This window comes from Leptospira biflexa serovar Patoc strain 'Patoc 1 (Paris)', from assembly GCF_000017685.1.
GTDB lineage: Bacteria > Spirochaetota > Leptospiria > Leptospirales > Leptospiraceae > Leptospira_A > Leptospira_A biflexa.
Genome location: NC_010602.1, coordinates 298,406 through 314,387, shown reverse-complemented (window position 1 = coordinate 314,387; position 15,982 = coordinate 298,406). Strand labels below are relative to the sequence as shown.

Genomic DNA, 15,982 nt, shown 5'->3' with positions numbered 1-15,982 from the left:
TTAGGTTCTTTGGAAAGCATTTATCAGAAGGGCATAAAAAAAGGCCAGGCGAACCTGACCTTTCTCGCGAGACTCAACTTAAAATTGAGTGCTTAGTTTTGTGCTACCTGCTTGGACTCTGCTTTCATGTCCATAGAGACAGTTTGGTATTTTTTAGCTTCTTTTTCAAGAGCCTCTGCACGACGAAGGAGTTCTTTCTTCTCGTTCATTTGGCTAAGAGCTTTACCACCACGAGTTGATCCAGCTCTTTCACGAAGGGCTTGGGCCAATTCTGTTTTTTCTTTCGCAACGTTTGCAAGGTATTCCGAAACAGCAGACTTTTGCGCTGGAGTGGTTGCTTGTTCAATCATAGCAGACTCCAAAAGCTCTAATCTTTCGTTTGTGTCCAAAGCATGGAGATTTGCTGTTGCAAGTCCCATGACCAAGATCCCTGTTGCGATTATTTTTGTTGTTTTCATGTGATCCTCTCTAGATCTGGGAACCTCTTTTTCCGATTCCCTTTTTCTTTTATGACTATAGAATTCTGAAAGTTGGGATTAAATTCAATCGGAAAAACTAGAAAAAAACTTCATTTCCCGCCTAAAAGAGGAAATTTCTTCCATTTTAGATTAATTTTAATCATATCCGGATTATTTTTAATCAATATTTAGGAACAATCCGTAGTTACAAGCTTTCTCAGGCTTTCCCTATGGGCAAATCACAAGGTTTGGTTCCGGAATACTCGGACCATTGTATGGGCTAACGGCGGTAAATGTGATGGATTGGTTGGGAAACAAACAAAAAGACCCTCCGAAGAGGGTCTCTATTGGGTCTTGAATCGGGCGCTTGGGAGCGAACGATCCTTTCCTTTCTGTTTGTTTAGGGTTGGTATTTGGTTTTGGTATAACTCAATTTTTTATTGAGTATGATTTCTACCGTAGTCACTTCCCCGGGTTTGACCACAATCTCTGAGTTTTCCAGTTTCATTTCTTCCATAAAACTGGCTCGGATTTCGTACTTCCCAGGTTTTAAGTTGGTAAACCAAAAGTATCCATCCTTATCCGTTGTGACCTTAAAGATTTGGTTTGTGGACACAACCGTCGGCATGTAAATGGGGTGTTTTTCGATCGGATTGTCCAATGTTTTGAAAAACACACGACCACGAATGGCACCAAATCCATCCATCGAACTCATCGCATCCACTGTCACTGTTTGTTTTGGGATCACAGCAGTGGCTGTTTTGTAGATCGGGTAATTGTCCGCTCGGATTTCAATTTGGTGCACCCCAGCTGGCAAATTGTCTATTTTGACATTGTAGATATCACCTGGGATCAAAGTTCCATTTCTGGAAATCGATCCCCAAATTTTTGATTTTTCCGTGGTGACTTGGGCCTTGTATTCCTGGTCATCCACGAGTACTTTGATCGCACGGATCTTTTCCTCTGGTTTGGAAGACTTGAGTTTGCCCTGTTTGTTCAGAAGGTCATAGGGAGATTTTGTGGCCGCTCCCCCATAGGATTTGTCTCTGATGATCGAAGTTCGGATGAGGATATTCCCTGTGGACACTGAAGGTGGTGCTGGTGGTTCCACTTCTGTGATCGGAGGGATGACCACCGTTGTTTCGTTTGCAGGAGTTGGCTCGGGCTCTGGGGCCACAGGGGTTGTGGTTTGTGTATTGGTCGGTGTCGTGGTCTCCACTGGAGTGATGGGAACGTTCACGACCACATTCGGTGGTTTTGGTGGAGGCGTTTGAGGTTTCGGAGCTCCCGAGAGGAAAATCCCGGCGGCATTCCCTGAAACTTGGGGTGTTTGTTCGTGGTTGAACTGGCGCGCCATTTTCACTGTTTCTTCTTTGGCGACAAAGAAGGCTTCTAAGGCAGTGACCACACTGTCTTTGTTTAAGTCCGCTTTCTCTAATGCATTTCCAAAATTATATGTGAAGATTCCATGGTTGATGGTTCCCCCCACTTCTATGGAAGTTTGGTCATCATCTGAGGAAGAGATCACTGCTTTGTCTTGGAAAAAATAATCTTCCGCGTTTTGTCGGACAACCCCATCATTACCTTGGGCAATCGGGATTTCTGCGGCACCGCGAGTATTTTTCCCTTTTTTAGCAATCCCACCCGAATAACAACAGTCCATCACAAGGACTGTTTTTGGAGATTTGATTTCGGTTAAAAATTCATTGAGTTCTTCGTCGGAAATATGCGGGCGATCGTAACAAATCAAATAGTTACGCATGCCATTTTTGGCCTTCGCATCTTTCATGTACATCCCGTGGCCAGAGAAGTATAAAAATACGGAATCCTCTTTCCCAACTACTTTTCCTAATTGGGTGATTGCATTTTTGACATTCTCTCGAGTCACCATGGAACCTAACAGGACTTTGATATCCTTAAAGTTTCCCTTTTTTTGGATTTTCTCTTTTAAAAAATTCGCATCTGCTTCACAGAGATTCAACTCAGGGATTTTCGCTGTGTTCCCTTTGTAGTTCGTTCCTATGAACAACGCATAACGGTTCTGCGCAAACACCGGTAATCCGATGAGATAGGCAGATAGAATACAAACAAATATGTTTCGTAACGAAAACATGATTGGGTTTCCTCTTATCCGGATGGAGTGCCTCATTCTCCAATACTCGAAATCGGAAATCAATTGGATTTTTGTTTAGAAGATAAAAAACGAAAGACCTGGGGAAGGACAAATTGGCGGAATTCTTCGTTTACCCGTTTTTCCCCTCGGCAATCGTAATGGATATTATCTACAAAACGCTCTGCAGGGTAGGAAGAATCGGGAAAGAAAAAGAGTTTGGTATCGGGGTGGTTTTGGAAAAAAATGATTAACTTGGAAAGTAAGGCCTTTGACTCAGGGGATTCTTGGCGTTCTTTCATCCACGGCATGTATACCATCCCAAAGGGAATGCCTTTTTCTTTTGCGTAGGTGATCAAATCTTCTAATACGACAAAATCTGGATTTGGATCAAAATTCAAATTGGGATGTTTTAATTCCTCATCCAATTCTTTTCGGATCAGCTGTTTGGAAAAAAGGACTAACTCTGGTTTCAAACGATTGGAAATATTATATTTCCCAAAATGACGATTGATTTGGTCTTCGATCGTGAGATTGTCTTCGAGTTGAGATGAGGATGGTTTGCACAAACCTGCTTCAATGTTTTCGCAAGATTCACAGAAGATGGATTTTTCTTTGTATTGTTTGTCCACTTTCCAATTGGATTGGCTGAGTGCATTCCGTATGGCACCGTGGAATCGGTAAGAATGATACAAGAGTGGAGTTGCTTTAGATAAAATAAACAATCGTTCCACACCAGTGTACTGTTCGGATAATTCAGAGAAAGTAAATTGGTGGAGATACCGATGGCCAAAAAATTCCCAAAGGATTTGGTTGGCGTCCTCTTGTTTGCCACTATAACGAATCACATTGGATTTCGTTTGGGTCCTAAAAAAATTTTTTTCGAATCCCTCGTTCCAACGACGGTTGATGTAAGTAGGAATGGATTCATTTTCTTTCACAACTTTGGCATCTGGATCATACAAAGGTGGACCATAACCCGTTGCATATAACTTGGGTGATGCGGCAAAAAGAACCATTTTTGGTTTTTTGTTTCCTTTTGTTAGATACTTCTCCAAAAAGAAACGGTAGTATTTGGGTCCCATCGCTGGCAAACTATGATTGTAAACGGAGTATTCTGTGTTCTCGTCTTTAGAATAGCCAGAAAGAGCCATGGAACGTGAATCGCCTAATACAAGTATGTCGGCATCTCCCGTTCCCGATTCCACATAGTTTTTCTTGAGATTCACAAAGAAGATTTCAGGTTGTTCCAAATAATGAATGCCTGTCACACGGACTGTGATTTCCAAAACCAAAAAAAACAAAAGAGCGAGTCCGATGCCTAAAAATTTAGAACGCAAAGTAAATTACCTCTTTTCCAAAAACTCCTCTGGTGAGGATGAGAAATGCCATAAAAGATAAAACAACTGCTTGGATGAGTGGATGTGTTAAAAACAACCAATACCTTTCTTTTTTGAAATAGGTGATCCCATCAATGATTAGGAGTGGTAGAAAGATTTTAAAATATTCTTCCCAAAGTCCAAACATATTTTTGACGTTATTATTTGGAGACAAATCCCAAGTCCAAAACGAAAGGAATTTTTGGAAGTACACTAACATCATGTTTGCATCATAGGAACGAAAAGCAACCGCACTAAAGGCAACCAACGCATACACCAATACGCGACTGAAGGACCCAGAAAGGATTCGGATAAACTGGGAAGAAATGGAGTGAGTGGATTCGTTTGGATTCTCACCTAGGTCTTCTTTCTTTTTGGAAAATCCCACTAAATAGATAATGGTATACACTCCTTGCAAACAACCCCAAGTGATGAAGGTCCAATTGGCACCATGCCAAAGCCCTGAAAGGAAAAAGATGATACATAAATTTCTGTATTGCGCAAATTTACCGTATTTACTTCCCCCAAGAGAGATATAAATATAATCGCGAAACCAACGATTCAATGTTACGTGCCATCGATTCCAGAATTCCGTTGGAGTTTTGGAAAATTCTGGTGTTTCAAAATTCACGGTGAGTGTCACACCAAGTAAACGAGAGATTCCAAGCGCTATGAAAGAATAACCAGCAAAGTCACAATATATCTGAGTTAAAAATAAAAAACCACCAGCGAACACTTGTGAGCCGTCTACCGAATGTATGATTTCCGGATTTTGCACATAAAAAGATTTCCCAGCAAAAAATACTTGGTCCACATACGTAGCTAAATTATCAGCGACATACACTTTCATAAAGTAACCAAGTAAAATGTCATACAAACCTTTTTGTACGCCTTCTATTGTGGGGAACTTAGGTTGTTTCAATTGTGGGAGTAGGTCTTGTGCCCTTTCTATGGGCCCCGCCACGAGCTGAGGGAAAAAATTCACAAACAAAGCGAAGTCAAAAAAATCACGCTCTGCTTGGATTTGTTTTCTGTACACATCGATGGTGTAGGACATAGTTTGGAAGGTATAAAAACTAATCCCGACAGGGAGTACGATGTTTTTCAAAAGATAAGTACTCGAATCTGTGGCAGCCGTTCCACCTAGCCAAATGGACATTTGGTTCCAAGAATCAATCAGATTCACTGCAAAAAAATCATAATACTTCATTACGAACAGTAGGCCCAAATTGGCTATAATCGAAACTGATAGATAGATCCTTCGACGGATTTGATGTTGAGAAGATTCAATGAGCCTTGCTGCGATGTAATCAATGATGGTACTGACTAAAATGAGGGTAAGGAAAAACCATTCCCACCACCCATAAAAAAAGTAGGAGGCTAAGAGTAACCAAAGGTTTTGAGCACGGTAGGCCCATTTCTGTTTTTTGGCAAACCATCCAAAACCCAAAAAAACCGAATACACGATGAGAAAGAATAATAAAAAGACGAAAGTGTTAAAAAGCATCGGTCTTCGTTACAATTTCAAGGTCATGGGATTCTGTAAAATTCAAAAATGCGTAAAAAAGAGAGAATCTTATCGTTGACCCGTTCCTATTTCCCAAAAATCTAAGAGTTACCTTGGATCTACTCTCGGAACTCAAAACCAAATTCGGTTTTTCAGAATTTCGCCTTGGACAAAGGGAAGCCATTGAATCCGTTTTAGATGGCAGAGACACCTTGGCCATTTTGCCAACCGGTGCTGGAAAATCCCTCATCTACCAACTGCCAGCCTCCATCCAGAAAGACAAGCTAACACTGGTTATATCGCCACTGATTGCTCTCATGAAAGACCAAACGGAGAGTTTACTTGCAAAAGGGATCCCAGCTGCCTTTTGTAATTCCACTCAAGACGAAGTGGAACAAATGACCATCCTCTCCAAAGCGGTCCGAGGAGAACTTCGCGTTTTACTCGTTTCTCCTGAGAGAGCATTGTCCAATGGTTTTTTAAGAATCTTTCGTGAGATGGATTTATTTTCCCTTGTGGTAGATGAAGCACACTGTGTTTCCCAATGGGGGCATGACTTTCGGCCTGAATACCGCCAAATTCACGTTTTGCGAGAAAAACACCCCAATTCTTTTTTCCCTATACTGGCACTCACAGCAACGGCAACAGAAAAAGTGCAAACCGATGTCCAATCTGCCCTCGGCATGCGATCACCGAACGTAGTCTTATCTACTTTTTTTCGACCCAATCTTAAGTTCAGCGTAGAATACCCTGCTCAAGAACGAGACAAAGCGGATCGATTGATGGAACTTTTGGAACCATGGAAAGATGGAAGGAAATTTCCAGGTCGCGCCATCATTTACTGCGCCACTCGGAAAAAAACAGACGAAGTGTATGATTTACTCAAAGACTTCGGATTTTCTGTGGGGAAATACCACGCTGGCCGAACCGATGGAATTCGGGAACGCACTCAAAATGCCTACACTTCAGGAAAAGTTCCCATCCTTGTGGCAACCAATGCCTTTGGAATGGGTATGGACCAACCTGATGTTCGTTTGGTGGTTCACTATCAGGTTCCTGCCTCTCTCGAAGCCTATTACCAAGAAGCAGGCCGAGCTGGGCGAGATAACCTCCCTTCCGAATGTGTTTTGTTTTACAAAGCAGGCGATGTTGCCACGCAAGTGTTTATGTTGTCAAAGGAAACAAACTTCAAAGGAGGAGATACATTACTCAAATACATCAAAGAGTATGCCAATAATGAAGTCTGCAGACAAGTTCAACTCTGTTCCTATTTTGGGGAAACCATTCCTCCTTGCGGAAAATGTGATATCTGTTCTGAAACTGGTGTGAGTGTCCATCGTTCCAAGTTTTTAGAATCGGAAAAAGTTAAACTCCAGAAAAAAAATGAGAAGAGGGATTACCCACTTTCGGAGTGGGAAGAAGAAACCATTCAAAATTTTCTAAAAGAACACCCAGCGGTCTTTGGAAAAAACATCATTGCCAAAACCCTCGTGGGCAAACGAACCAAAGATGTTTTGCGGTATCGAATGGAACGAAATCCATTCCATGGTAAGCTCGAAGGAATCCCAGAAGAAGCAGTGGTTGCTAAATTGGAAACTTGGGTAGAAGAAAAAAAGGTTTTGGTGGCTGGAGCCAAATATCCCAAATTATATTTACCAAATTTTTCAAAAACGAAAGTCAAATTATCTTTGTCAACTAACAAAGGTGATTCGGAAGATGGAGTCACAAAACCAAAAAAAATCCCAACATTACATTCTCAAATATTAAAAGAACTCATGAACTATCGAGATCGGAAGGCGAGGCAACTCAAATGGAAAAAGTTTATGGTGTTCCAAAATCCTGTCCTAAAACGCATCGCTGAACGAAAACCAAGAACCCTATCAGAACTCGAAGCCACAAAAGGTGTGGGGCCTGCGAAAGTGGAACGATTTGGAAATGATATCATTCAAATTTTAGAGAAGTGGGACTGATCAAAACAAGATTTCTTCGACCAACAACAAATGTCGATTTGAGATTTCCTTCCCTTATTTTTAGCGTCCCATTCGGATATCAGATTAGAAATCAATGTAAATTCCCTTGAAACTTTCCTTCCCTCTCAGAATCTGCTGATGGAAAGGGATAAAATGGAAACAATTGCAGGAAAGATCGTCACCCACGAAAAAGAATTTTTGGGTAGCATCGAATTTGATCCAACGACAGGACTCATCACAAAGGTGAAAGAAGGGATCGAACCTAAATCTCGCCAATTCTCAGAAGATTGTGTGATTTTTCCAGGTTTTGGAGACATCCATATCCATGCAAGAGAAGATGTCACAGGCAAACATACATACAAGGAAGATTTTTTATCTGCAAGTGCCGCAGCCATCAACGGTGGTGTGATCCATGTGGCTGATATGCCAAACAATCCAGTCCCTCCGATTGATGATGCAACTTACGCCGCCAAACAAGCGCTTACCGAAAAAGCTCCTATCCACATTACTTTGTATGCAGGAATCGGTCCCCATACAAAACCTCTTTCCAAAAAAGTTCCTTATAAAGTGTTTATGGGTCCTTCCATTGGGGAATTGTTTTTCCATGACAATCCATCTCTCGAAGAAGTGATCCAACATTACGAAGGCCAAGATGTGAGTTTCCATTGTGAAGACCCAGAAATTCTCATTGCAAACAAAGACCAACCCACGCATGAAACCAGGCGACCGAAAGAAGCCGAAACAGTGGCAACCGATTTTGCGCTGTATTTAATTGAGAAGTACAACCTCAAAGGGAAACTTTGCCATTATTCGACAAAAGACGGTCTTTCTAAGATCATCGCGGCCAAAAAACGAGGTGTGAAGGTCACATGCGAAGTGACTCCCACTCATTTGATGTTTGATACGGACATGTTAACAGAAACCAATCACAAATGGTTCCAAATGAACCCACCCCTTCGTGGACGAGCGGATAGAGAAGCCATGGTGAAAGGGATTCTGGATGGGCATATTGATTATTTAGCGACCGACCATGCCCCCCATTCCATCGAAGAAAAACAAAAAGGTACAAGTGGCATTTCCCAATTGGATACCTATGGACTTTTTGTCACATATATGATACTGAATTTAAACATTCCCATGACTCTCATTGCCAAAATCTGTTCTAAAAATCCTGGTGAGTTTGTAGCACCGTATCTACCAAAACAGTTTGGAAAAGGTGTAGGTGTTATTAACGAAGGTTATGCGGCAAATTTTTCTATCCTCAATTTAAAAAAACCAGTTGAATTTAAAAAATCCATGATTAAAAGTAAGTCCGGATGGTCGCCATTCGAAGGGTTCCAATTTCCAGGATCCATCGAAGCGGTCTATTATTTAGGCAAAGAAATACATGCGAAATGAGCCTTTAGGCAAAAACATTCTCTCTGGACTCACAGTTAAATCACTCCTGAGTGAATATCCAAACAGCTTCCAAGTTTTGGATTGGGAAGGTAATTTTGTTTCGGTGACAGATCGGTTTGCCCGGTTTTTAGAATTTGAACCCAAAGAAATTGTTGGTAAATCCATCCTCAACTTCACACAAGAAGACGATAAAGAAAACACTCAAAACACTTTCGAGGGATTGGGTGAAAATCCGAATATTGTGAATTTCGAAAATCGACTGGTTACCAAATCCAAAGAAGAGGTTTGGATCATCTGGTTACTCATCCCATTAACAGATTCCAAAATCATTTTGGGTTTTGACAGGGATGTCACCATCCAAAAAGACATCTCCTTTGAATTTTTATTACAACAACAAAAGTATAAGTCCATCTTTGACAACCTTCCCATGGGCATTGCCATCACCGATGAAAAAGGAAAAATTGTCGAAACCAACAAAACCGCAAGGACATACTTTGACATCCAAGATGGAGAACTTCTCAATCGCACATTAAACATTCGTAAGTACACTCTCATCCAACCCAATGGAACCAAAATTTATCCACGTAAATCAAGTTTGATGCGAGCGCTTCGGCACAAAGAAGTGATTCGGAATTTAGAAATTGGGATGATTAAGGAAAACAAAATCACTTGGTTTGATATCCTCGCCACACCCATTCCCATTGAAAACTTTGGACTCGCAGTAGCCTTCCTTGACATCACTCAAAGAAGGCATGCAGAAGAAAAAATTGCCTACATGGCTTTTTTTGACCAACTCACAAACCTACCGAACAGAAACTCACTCATCGACAAACTCTTCCCAATTTTTGAAGAAGCGAGACGGCATGGGAACTTGGTAGGGATCCTTGCCATTGATTTGGATAATTTTAAGATCATCAATGATTCAAGAGGTCACGACTTTGGAGATAAAATCATCAAACTGGTTGCCTATCGCATTCGCGAAAGCATTCGAGTCTATGATCTTATCAGTAGACAAGGTGGTGATGAGTTCACTGTTGTCTTACCTGATTTATCAAACGAACGAGATGCCGCCGTCATATCTGAATCCATTTTAGATGCGATGACTCACCCCTTTGTCATCGATGGTGAAAGAATATTTGTGAACATTTCGATAGGGATCGCCTTATATCCAACAGACGGAAAGGATTCCAATACTCTTCTCAAAAATGCAGACAGTGCACTGAACCTTGCCAAGTCACAAGGGAAAAACTGTTATGTGTTCTTTACAGAAGAATTACAAACCGTAGTTGCCGAACGATTGGAAATTGAAAATCGGATGCGGATTGCCATCATCGAAAACCAATTCACTTTGATGTACCAACCCAAAATTGATTTGTACACAAGAAAACCAGTTGGGGTAGAGGCTCTCATTCGTTGGCGCCATCCGGAACGTGGGCTTATCTCTCCCAATGTTTTCATCCCCATCTCGGAAGAAACGGGGATGATCCTTGCGATTGGGGAATGGGTGATTAAGTCCGCTATCAAAACCATGCGTGAATGGAAAGATCATGGGGTCAAAGATATCTCGATGGCCGTAAATATCTCCACCAAACAATTCAAACACGAAAGGCTGATCTCAACCATCGCCGAAAATCTAAAATTATACAAAGTGGACCCACATGACTTGGAAGTGGAACTCACAGAAAGTTCTGTGATGGAAAACGCGGATGCGGCGGTGCGCACCATGCAAGAGATTCGTAAACTGGGTGCCAAAATTGCCATCGACGATTTTGGAACGGGTTATAGTAGTTTGGGATACTTAAAAAAACTCCCGATTTCCTCCTTAAAAATAGACCGTTCCTTTGTTTCGGAGATCACAACCGACAAAGATTCCAAAACCATCATCCATGCCGTCTCCAACCTGGCACATAACCTTGGTTTGAGTGTAGTGGCGGAGGGAGCAGAAACTGAGGAACAAGTCAGGTTACTTGCCGAAAGTGGAGTGGACCAAATCCAGGGGTTTTATTTTGCCAAACCAATGACATCCGAGGACTGCCTGCATTTTCTGAAAACAGAACTTGGAATTTCCGATTGACCCGTTTGCTTTCCCGCCGTTTTTAACAAATAAGGATTTCACTTGAAACTTTCAGTTGATTGGTTAAACGAATTTACCCCGCTCTCCCAGATTCCCTTCGAAAAAGTTCTGGAAAAAATTAATACGTCAATTTGTGAAATTGATGATGTGGAAGAATTTAAATCCCACCTATCATCGGTTATCACAGTCAAAATCAAATCCCTAGAAAAACACCCGAATGCGGAAAAATTACAGACTACAATTGCGACTGATGGTTCCAAAGAATACCAAATCGTCACAGCGGCCACAAATGTAGCGGTTGGTGACATCGTTCCCTTGGCACTTCCTGGTACCAAGTTAGATGGGAAAGAAATATTAGATTCTGAATTACGTGGGGTTCGTTCCCAAGGGATGTATTGTTCGGAAAAAGAATTGGGAATGGCTTTAGAATCTTCAGGGGTTCTCATTTTGCCGAAAGACACAACCCTTGGCATTTCCGTGCGAAAGTACTTTTTATGGGAAGATACAATTCTCACCATCGACAATAAATCCATCACACATAGACCAGACCTTTGGAACCATTTTGGATTTGCCAGAGAGCTTGCAAGCCAACTCCAAATCCCACTCCACCATTTTCCACTCCAAGCAGATACAAAATGGGAATCAGGTAACCAAGGTTTAACGGTAGAAAAATCAGAACATGCACATGCCTATTACGTTTGTTCGATTCAAAATGTAAATATCACCGAATCCATTCCCAAAATCAAATCACGTCTTGAAAAATGTGGAATCCGATCCATCAATAATGTGGTGGATGTATCCAACTATTTATTGTTAGAACTTGGACAACCTACCCATTTTTTTGATCGCTCCAAATTACAATCCACTTCCTTTACCGTTTCCAAATCGAAAGAAGGGGAAAGTATATCGCTTCTCGATGATACCTCTCCCACACTTCCCAATCATATCCTTCTCATCCAAAATGGAGAAACACCAGTTGCCTTAGCAGGTGTGATGGGAGGAAAAGATTCGGCTGTATCTGAATCCACAAAAGAGATCGTGATGGAATCTGCTGTTTTCAAACGAGAAGATGTTCGTTATACCATTCGAAAAACCAATATTCGAACAGAATCAGCTGTTCGATACGAAAAAGGTTTGGATTCTTACACTTGTTTGCCGGTGATGAAACGGGCTGTCCAATTATTAAAAGAAAATGGAAACCCAAACGTAAAGGTATTTGAACCTCAGGGGTTTAACCATACGGAATCCAAAACAGTGACAATTGAAACCAATTTAAGTTTTTTACGTCACAAATTGGGAAAAAAGATCAGTTTACATGAAGTAACAGACATCTTACAGCGATTAGGTTTCGAAGTTACAACCAAGGATGAATCTTTATCCGTTTTAGTTCCTAAATACCGTCAAAATTATGATGTCACCATTCCAGAAGATTTAGTGGAAGAAATTGGAAGGACCATTGGGTATGCTTCGATCCGAACCGAAGCACTTTCCATGGCAGTGGAGACACCTATCCGTAACCCACTTCGTGAGTTAGAACGAAGAGTAAAACAATTTTTGGCTTTAGAAGTTGGTTTCAATGAAGTTTACAATTATTCGTTTGCTTCTCCAACAGATGCAAAACTAGAAAAAGAGTTCGAAGTCACTTCTTTAAAGATCGCAAACGAAATGCCAGAAGAACATTCCCTACTTCGCAACAGTTTGTATCCTGGGCTTATCAAACAAACAAAGGTAAACCAAGATCGATTTGAAAAAGTAAATCTCTTCGAATTGGGAAGAACCTATCATAAAGAAGGAAATGATGCAACTCTCGCACAAGAAAAACGTTGGATCTCACTCCTTTCTTTATCTAAGTGCAAACCAACAGACCTTTCTTCGATTGAGGATGAATTTCTAACGGTTCGGGAAACTATCTCAGAGCTATTTTTGTTTTTAAACCTACCAAAATTTGAATGGGTAAAACTACCACGAACACATTTCCATCCTAACGCTAGTTTGGTTCTTTTATACGATGGGAAAGAAGTGGTGGAACTAGGTATCCTCCACACTCGGTTTGCAGATCTATATGATCTCAAACGACGTGCCATCTTATCAAAAATCGATATGGAAGTTTTAGTTCAAATTTGGGAAACCTATGGTAGGAATTCTCATTTTGTTCCACCTTCCCATTTCCCACAAGGCCAACTTGACTTATCCCTTATTATGAACGAATCTGATCCAACAGAATCCTTTGCTAACTTGGTAAAAACATTACGAATCCCGGAACTGGAATCTGTTTTTGTGCAAACGATCTTCCAAGGGGAATCGGTTGGTGAAGGTAAAAAATCAGTCACCTATCGTTTTATACTTATGTCTTATGACAAAACCTTTACTCAGGATCGTTTCAAAGAACTTTCTGATCGTTTGGTGGAAACGGCAAAATCAAACGGATATTCTTTGCGATAAATTTGCTTTGACAAAACCCATTTTTTATTGGGAAATCATTCGAGTTTATGCGGATTTTATATCTCTTCATTCTGTCGGGAAGTTTGTTTTCCTGTTCCCGTTGGGAGATCCAAAAGTCGATCAGTGATGAAAGTTTTGTCCCACAAAAAATTGATTATGTGATCCATGCGGGTGATGATGTTAATTTTCAAAAACTAAGATGGACACCTATCTTCAAAAACAATTTGAGTTTAGGATTTCAAACGGAACATGTTTATCTTAAGATAAAAGCAACAAACCAAACATCTGTAAACAAACTGATTTTAGATTTGGGCAATCCTCATTTGGATTTTATCCGTGTGTATGAAGAAGGAAATCCTGAACCCATAAGTGAAGGTGGTGATTTTATTGCCCATTCCCACTGGGATGCATTTTCTAAGTCTATTGCATTTGAGTTGAATTGGCCTAGTGGTGAAACCAAAACATTGATTTTGGAAACCAAATCATCATCAAATATTAGTTATCTGATCCGATTTTACTCCAAAGAAACTTTTTATTTAAAAGAAAATTTAGAAAACACAATCCTTGGTTTTTTTTATGGCACCATCTTTATCATGGTGATTTACAATTTATTCATATATTTCATTTTAAAAGAAAAAGCCTACATCACCTATTCCATCTCCATTTTTTGCAATTTGTTATTACAGATGTATCTGAATGGAATTCTAAACCAAGTTTTTACATTAGACCATCCAGAAATCCACAATCGAATAGGAAGTATCATTGTAACTTGTTCGGCAATTACAGGTTGGACGTTTGCCCAACAAACATTGAACTTACGAGAGTTTAATCCTTGGTCCAATCGACTCATCCAATCCTTAAAATACCTCGTATTGTTTTATATATTGATTCCATATGCTTATTTACCAATTGACATCGCTGTTCGGATCGGGAATTTTATTGCTCAGTTGTTTGTTGTCTCTGTCCTTGTTGTTGCCCTTGTCAACTATAGCACAGGAAATAAGCAAGCTCGTTTGTTTTTGTTTGGTTGGATAACACTTCTATTTGGAATTTTAATGTATACGTTGATGCAAAATGGAATCTTACCTGTAAACGTATTCACTATCTATGGTAACCAAATTGGATCTACTTTAGAAGCAGGGATTTTATCTCTCGCACTTGCCAACAAAATCAATGAACTGAAAGAAGAAAAAGCAAACACACAAGCGGAAGCACTCGTCACTTTAGAAGAAAAAGTAAGAGAGCGCACGAAAACATTAGATGAATCGCTAAACCTTATCAAAAAAGATCTGAATGTTGCGAAAAAAATTCAAAAAACATTATTCTCTGATATCAAAACCAGCGACCCAAGAATCCATTTTCATTCCTATTATCAATCCATGTCGGAAGTGGGTGGTGACTTTTATGATCTCACCCAAGTCAAGGCAGACTATTATCGAATTTTCGTAGCTGATGCCACGGGTCACGGAATCCAAGCTGCACTGATCACAATGGCAATCAAAGCAGAGTATGAATCATTAAAAATGATTTATGACCATCCAGATGATTTGGTTTTTCATATGAACCAAATTTTTATCAATAAATATAGTAACATCCAAACCATTTTTACTTGTTCTGTTTGCGATATTGATTTAAAAAACAAACAGTTGTTTTACGCATCTGCGGGCCACCCCGACCAGATCCACCAAAGAATTCATGACATCAAACTATTACCAAGAACAGGAAAAATCATTGGTCTTATGGATCATACTCAATATCGCCTCATTGAACATCAAATTGAAGAAGGAGATCGTATCTTTTTGTTCACAGATGGTATCTTCGAACAATTTAACGAAGAAAAAGAACTGTTTGGTGAAGATCGTTTGTATGAAATCTTAAAAGAAAACTTAAAACTGAGTTTGGACCATACAATGGCAAAAGTGTTAAGTGAACTCTCTTTGTTCACTGATGGACAAGCAAAACAAGACGACATTACATTTATCGGTTGCGAAATTCAAAGTCTCAGTTGACTTTGATCCATGTCGTACACTGAAATTCCTAATTTTACTAAACCATTCATCCATCCAAATGCTACAGCATTCGGAATGATTGAATATGGAACTTCCGTTTCCATTTGGCCTGGTGCTGTCGTCCGCGCAGATATGAACCAAATTAAATTGGGAAATTTTGTCAATATCCAAGATAACTCCACTCTACACACAGACTCTACAAGTCCAATTTCCATTGGTGAGTATACATTAGTTGGTCATAACGTGATGATCCACGGTTGCAAAATTGGAAGGGCTGTACTGATTGGCATTGGTTCTATTGTTCTCGACAATGCTGAAATCGGAGATGGTTCTCAAATTGCAGCAGGTTGTATGATTCGCGGAGGAAAAAAAATCCCACCACGATCCCTTGTGGTTCCCGATGGTTCTGATATCAAAATTTTCGAAAGGAAGGCCAAACCAGAACTCACAGTCGCTGGATGCATAGAGTATGCTCACCTATCCGTACGTTTTGCACAAAATCAATTTTTACCGTTTCAAAAAGAAGAAGAAGTTCATTTTGTCACGCAAGCCAAAGAAATCTTGCTTAAACTGGGAATTTAGATGCAGTGGATATGATACGATCTGTCTAACCAAACAAATGAGAATCAAATTTC

General features: G+C 40.2%; 10 protein-coding genes. 6 read left to right on the top strand and 4 right to left on the bottom strand.

The features are described 5' to 3' along the window. Positions 1 to 92: 92 nt before the first annotated feature. The 4 genes from LEPBI_RS01530 to LEPBI_RS01515 all read right to left on the bottom strand — a co-directional run bounded on the left by LEPBI_RS01530 (position 93) and on the right by LEPBI_RS01515 (position 5,454). On the bottom strand, positions 93 to 458 hold the full coding sequence (locus LEPBI_RS01530; RefSeq protein WP_012387345.1) for an LIC_10421 family protein: 366 nt from the start codon (positions 456 to 458) through the stop codon (positions 93 to 95). Between the two features lie 400 nt (positions 459 to 858). Continuing rightward, a complete protein-coding gene (locus tag LEPBI_RS01525) occupies positions 859 to 2,574 on the bottom strand; it encodes a caspase family protein (protein WP_420804592.1) in 1,716 nt (571 codons plus the stop codon). Positions 2,575 to 2,630: 56 nt separating this feature from the next. Beyond that, positions 2,631 to 3,908 carry a DUF1574 family protein gene (locus LEPBI_RS01520; protein ID WP_012387343.1) on the bottom strand — a complete coding sequence of 426 codons (1,278 nt, stop codon included), beginning with the start codon at positions 3,906 to 3,908 and terminating at the stop codon, positions 2,631 to 2,633. Next, on the bottom strand, positions 3,898 to 5,454 hold the full coding sequence (locus tag LEPBI_RS01515; protein ID WP_012387342.1) for an MBOAT family O-acyltransferase: 1,557 nt from the start codon (positions 5,452 to 5,454) through the stop codon (positions 3,898 to 3,900). Before LEPBI_RS01515 ends, LEPBI_RS01520 begins: the two co-directional genes overlap by 11 nt. A gap of 113 nt (positions 5,455 to 5,567) precedes the next feature. On the opposite strand from LEPBI_RS01515, the gene LEPBI_RS01510 reads away from it, so the two are divergent. From LEPBI_RS01510 to LEPBI_RS01485, 6 genes are all read left to right on the top strand, one after another. Next, positions 5,568 to 7,424 (top strand): RecQ family ATP-dependent DNA helicase, encoded by a 1,857-nt coding sequence (locus tag LEPBI_RS01510; protein ID WP_012387341.1) that lies wholly within the window; start codon positions 5,568 to 5,570, stop codon positions 7,422 to 7,424. Positions 7,425 to 7,577: 153 nt separating this feature from the next. Beyond that, positions 7,578 to 8,822, top strand: coding sequence for an amidohydrolase family protein (locus LEPBI_RS01505; RefSeq protein ID WP_012387340.1), 1,245 nt, complete (start codon positions 7,578 to 7,580; stop codon positions 8,820 to 8,822). Beyond that, positions 8,812 to 10,896 (top strand): bifunctional diguanylate cyclase/phosphodiesterase, encoded by a 2,085-nt coding sequence (locus tag LEPBI_RS01500; RefSeq protein WP_012387339.1) that lies wholly within the window; start codon positions 8,812 to 8,814, stop codon positions 10,894 to 10,896. The genes LEPBI_RS01505 and LEPBI_RS01500 overlap by 11 nt, the downstream gene beginning before the upstream one ends. Before the next feature lie 42 nt (positions 10,897 to 10,938). Continuing rightward, positions 10,939 to 13,338: a phenylalanine--tRNA ligase subunit beta gene (gene pheT, locus LEPBI_RS01495; RefSeq protein ID WP_012387338.1), complete on the top strand. Its 2,400-nt coding sequence runs from the start codon at positions 10,939 to 10,941 to the stop codon at positions 13,336 to 13,338. A gap of 47 nt (positions 13,339 to 13,385) precedes the next feature. Continuing rightward, positions 13,386 to 15,347 carry a 7TM diverse intracellular signaling domain-containing protein gene (locus tag LEPBI_RS01490; protein WP_012387337.1) on the top strand — a complete coding sequence of 654 codons (1,962 nt, stop codon included), beginning with the start codon at positions 13,386 to 13,388 and terminating at the stop codon, positions 15,345 to 15,347. Between the two features lie 9 nt (positions 15,348 to 15,356). Continuing rightward, a complete protein-coding gene (locus tag LEPBI_RS01485; protein WP_012387336.1) occupies positions 15,357 to 15,929 on the top strand; it encodes a gamma carbonic anhydrase family protein in 573 nt (190 codons plus the stop codon). Positions 15,930 to 15,982: the final 53 nt, after the last annotated feature.

Bases quoted from the DNA above. Each gene is read 5' to 3' on its own strand.
- LEPBI_RS01530 (WP_012387345.1), bottom strand. From the start codon at position 458: ATGAAAACAACAAAAATAATCGCAACAGGGATCTTGGTCATGGGACTT.
- LEPBI_RS01515 (WP_012387342.1), bottom strand. From the start codon at position 5,454: ATGCTTTTTAACACTTTCGTCTTTTTATTATTCTTTCTCATCGTGTAT.
- LEPBI_RS01505 (WP_012387340.1), top strand. From the start codon at position 7,578: ATGGAAACAATTGCAGGAAAGATCGTCACCCACGAAAAAGAATTTTTG.
- LEPBI_RS01500 (WP_012387339.1), top strand. From the start codon at position 8,812: ATGCGAAATGAGCCTTTAGGCAAAAACATTCTCTCTGGACTCACAGTT.
- LEPBI_RS01490 (WP_012387337.1), top strand. From the start codon at position 13,386: ATGCGGATTTTATATCTCTTCATTCTGTCGGGAAGTTTGTTTTCCTGT.
- LEPBI_RS01485 (WP_012387336.1), top strand. From the start codon at position 15,357: ATGTCGTACACTGAAATTCCTAATTTTACTAAACCATTCATCCATCCA.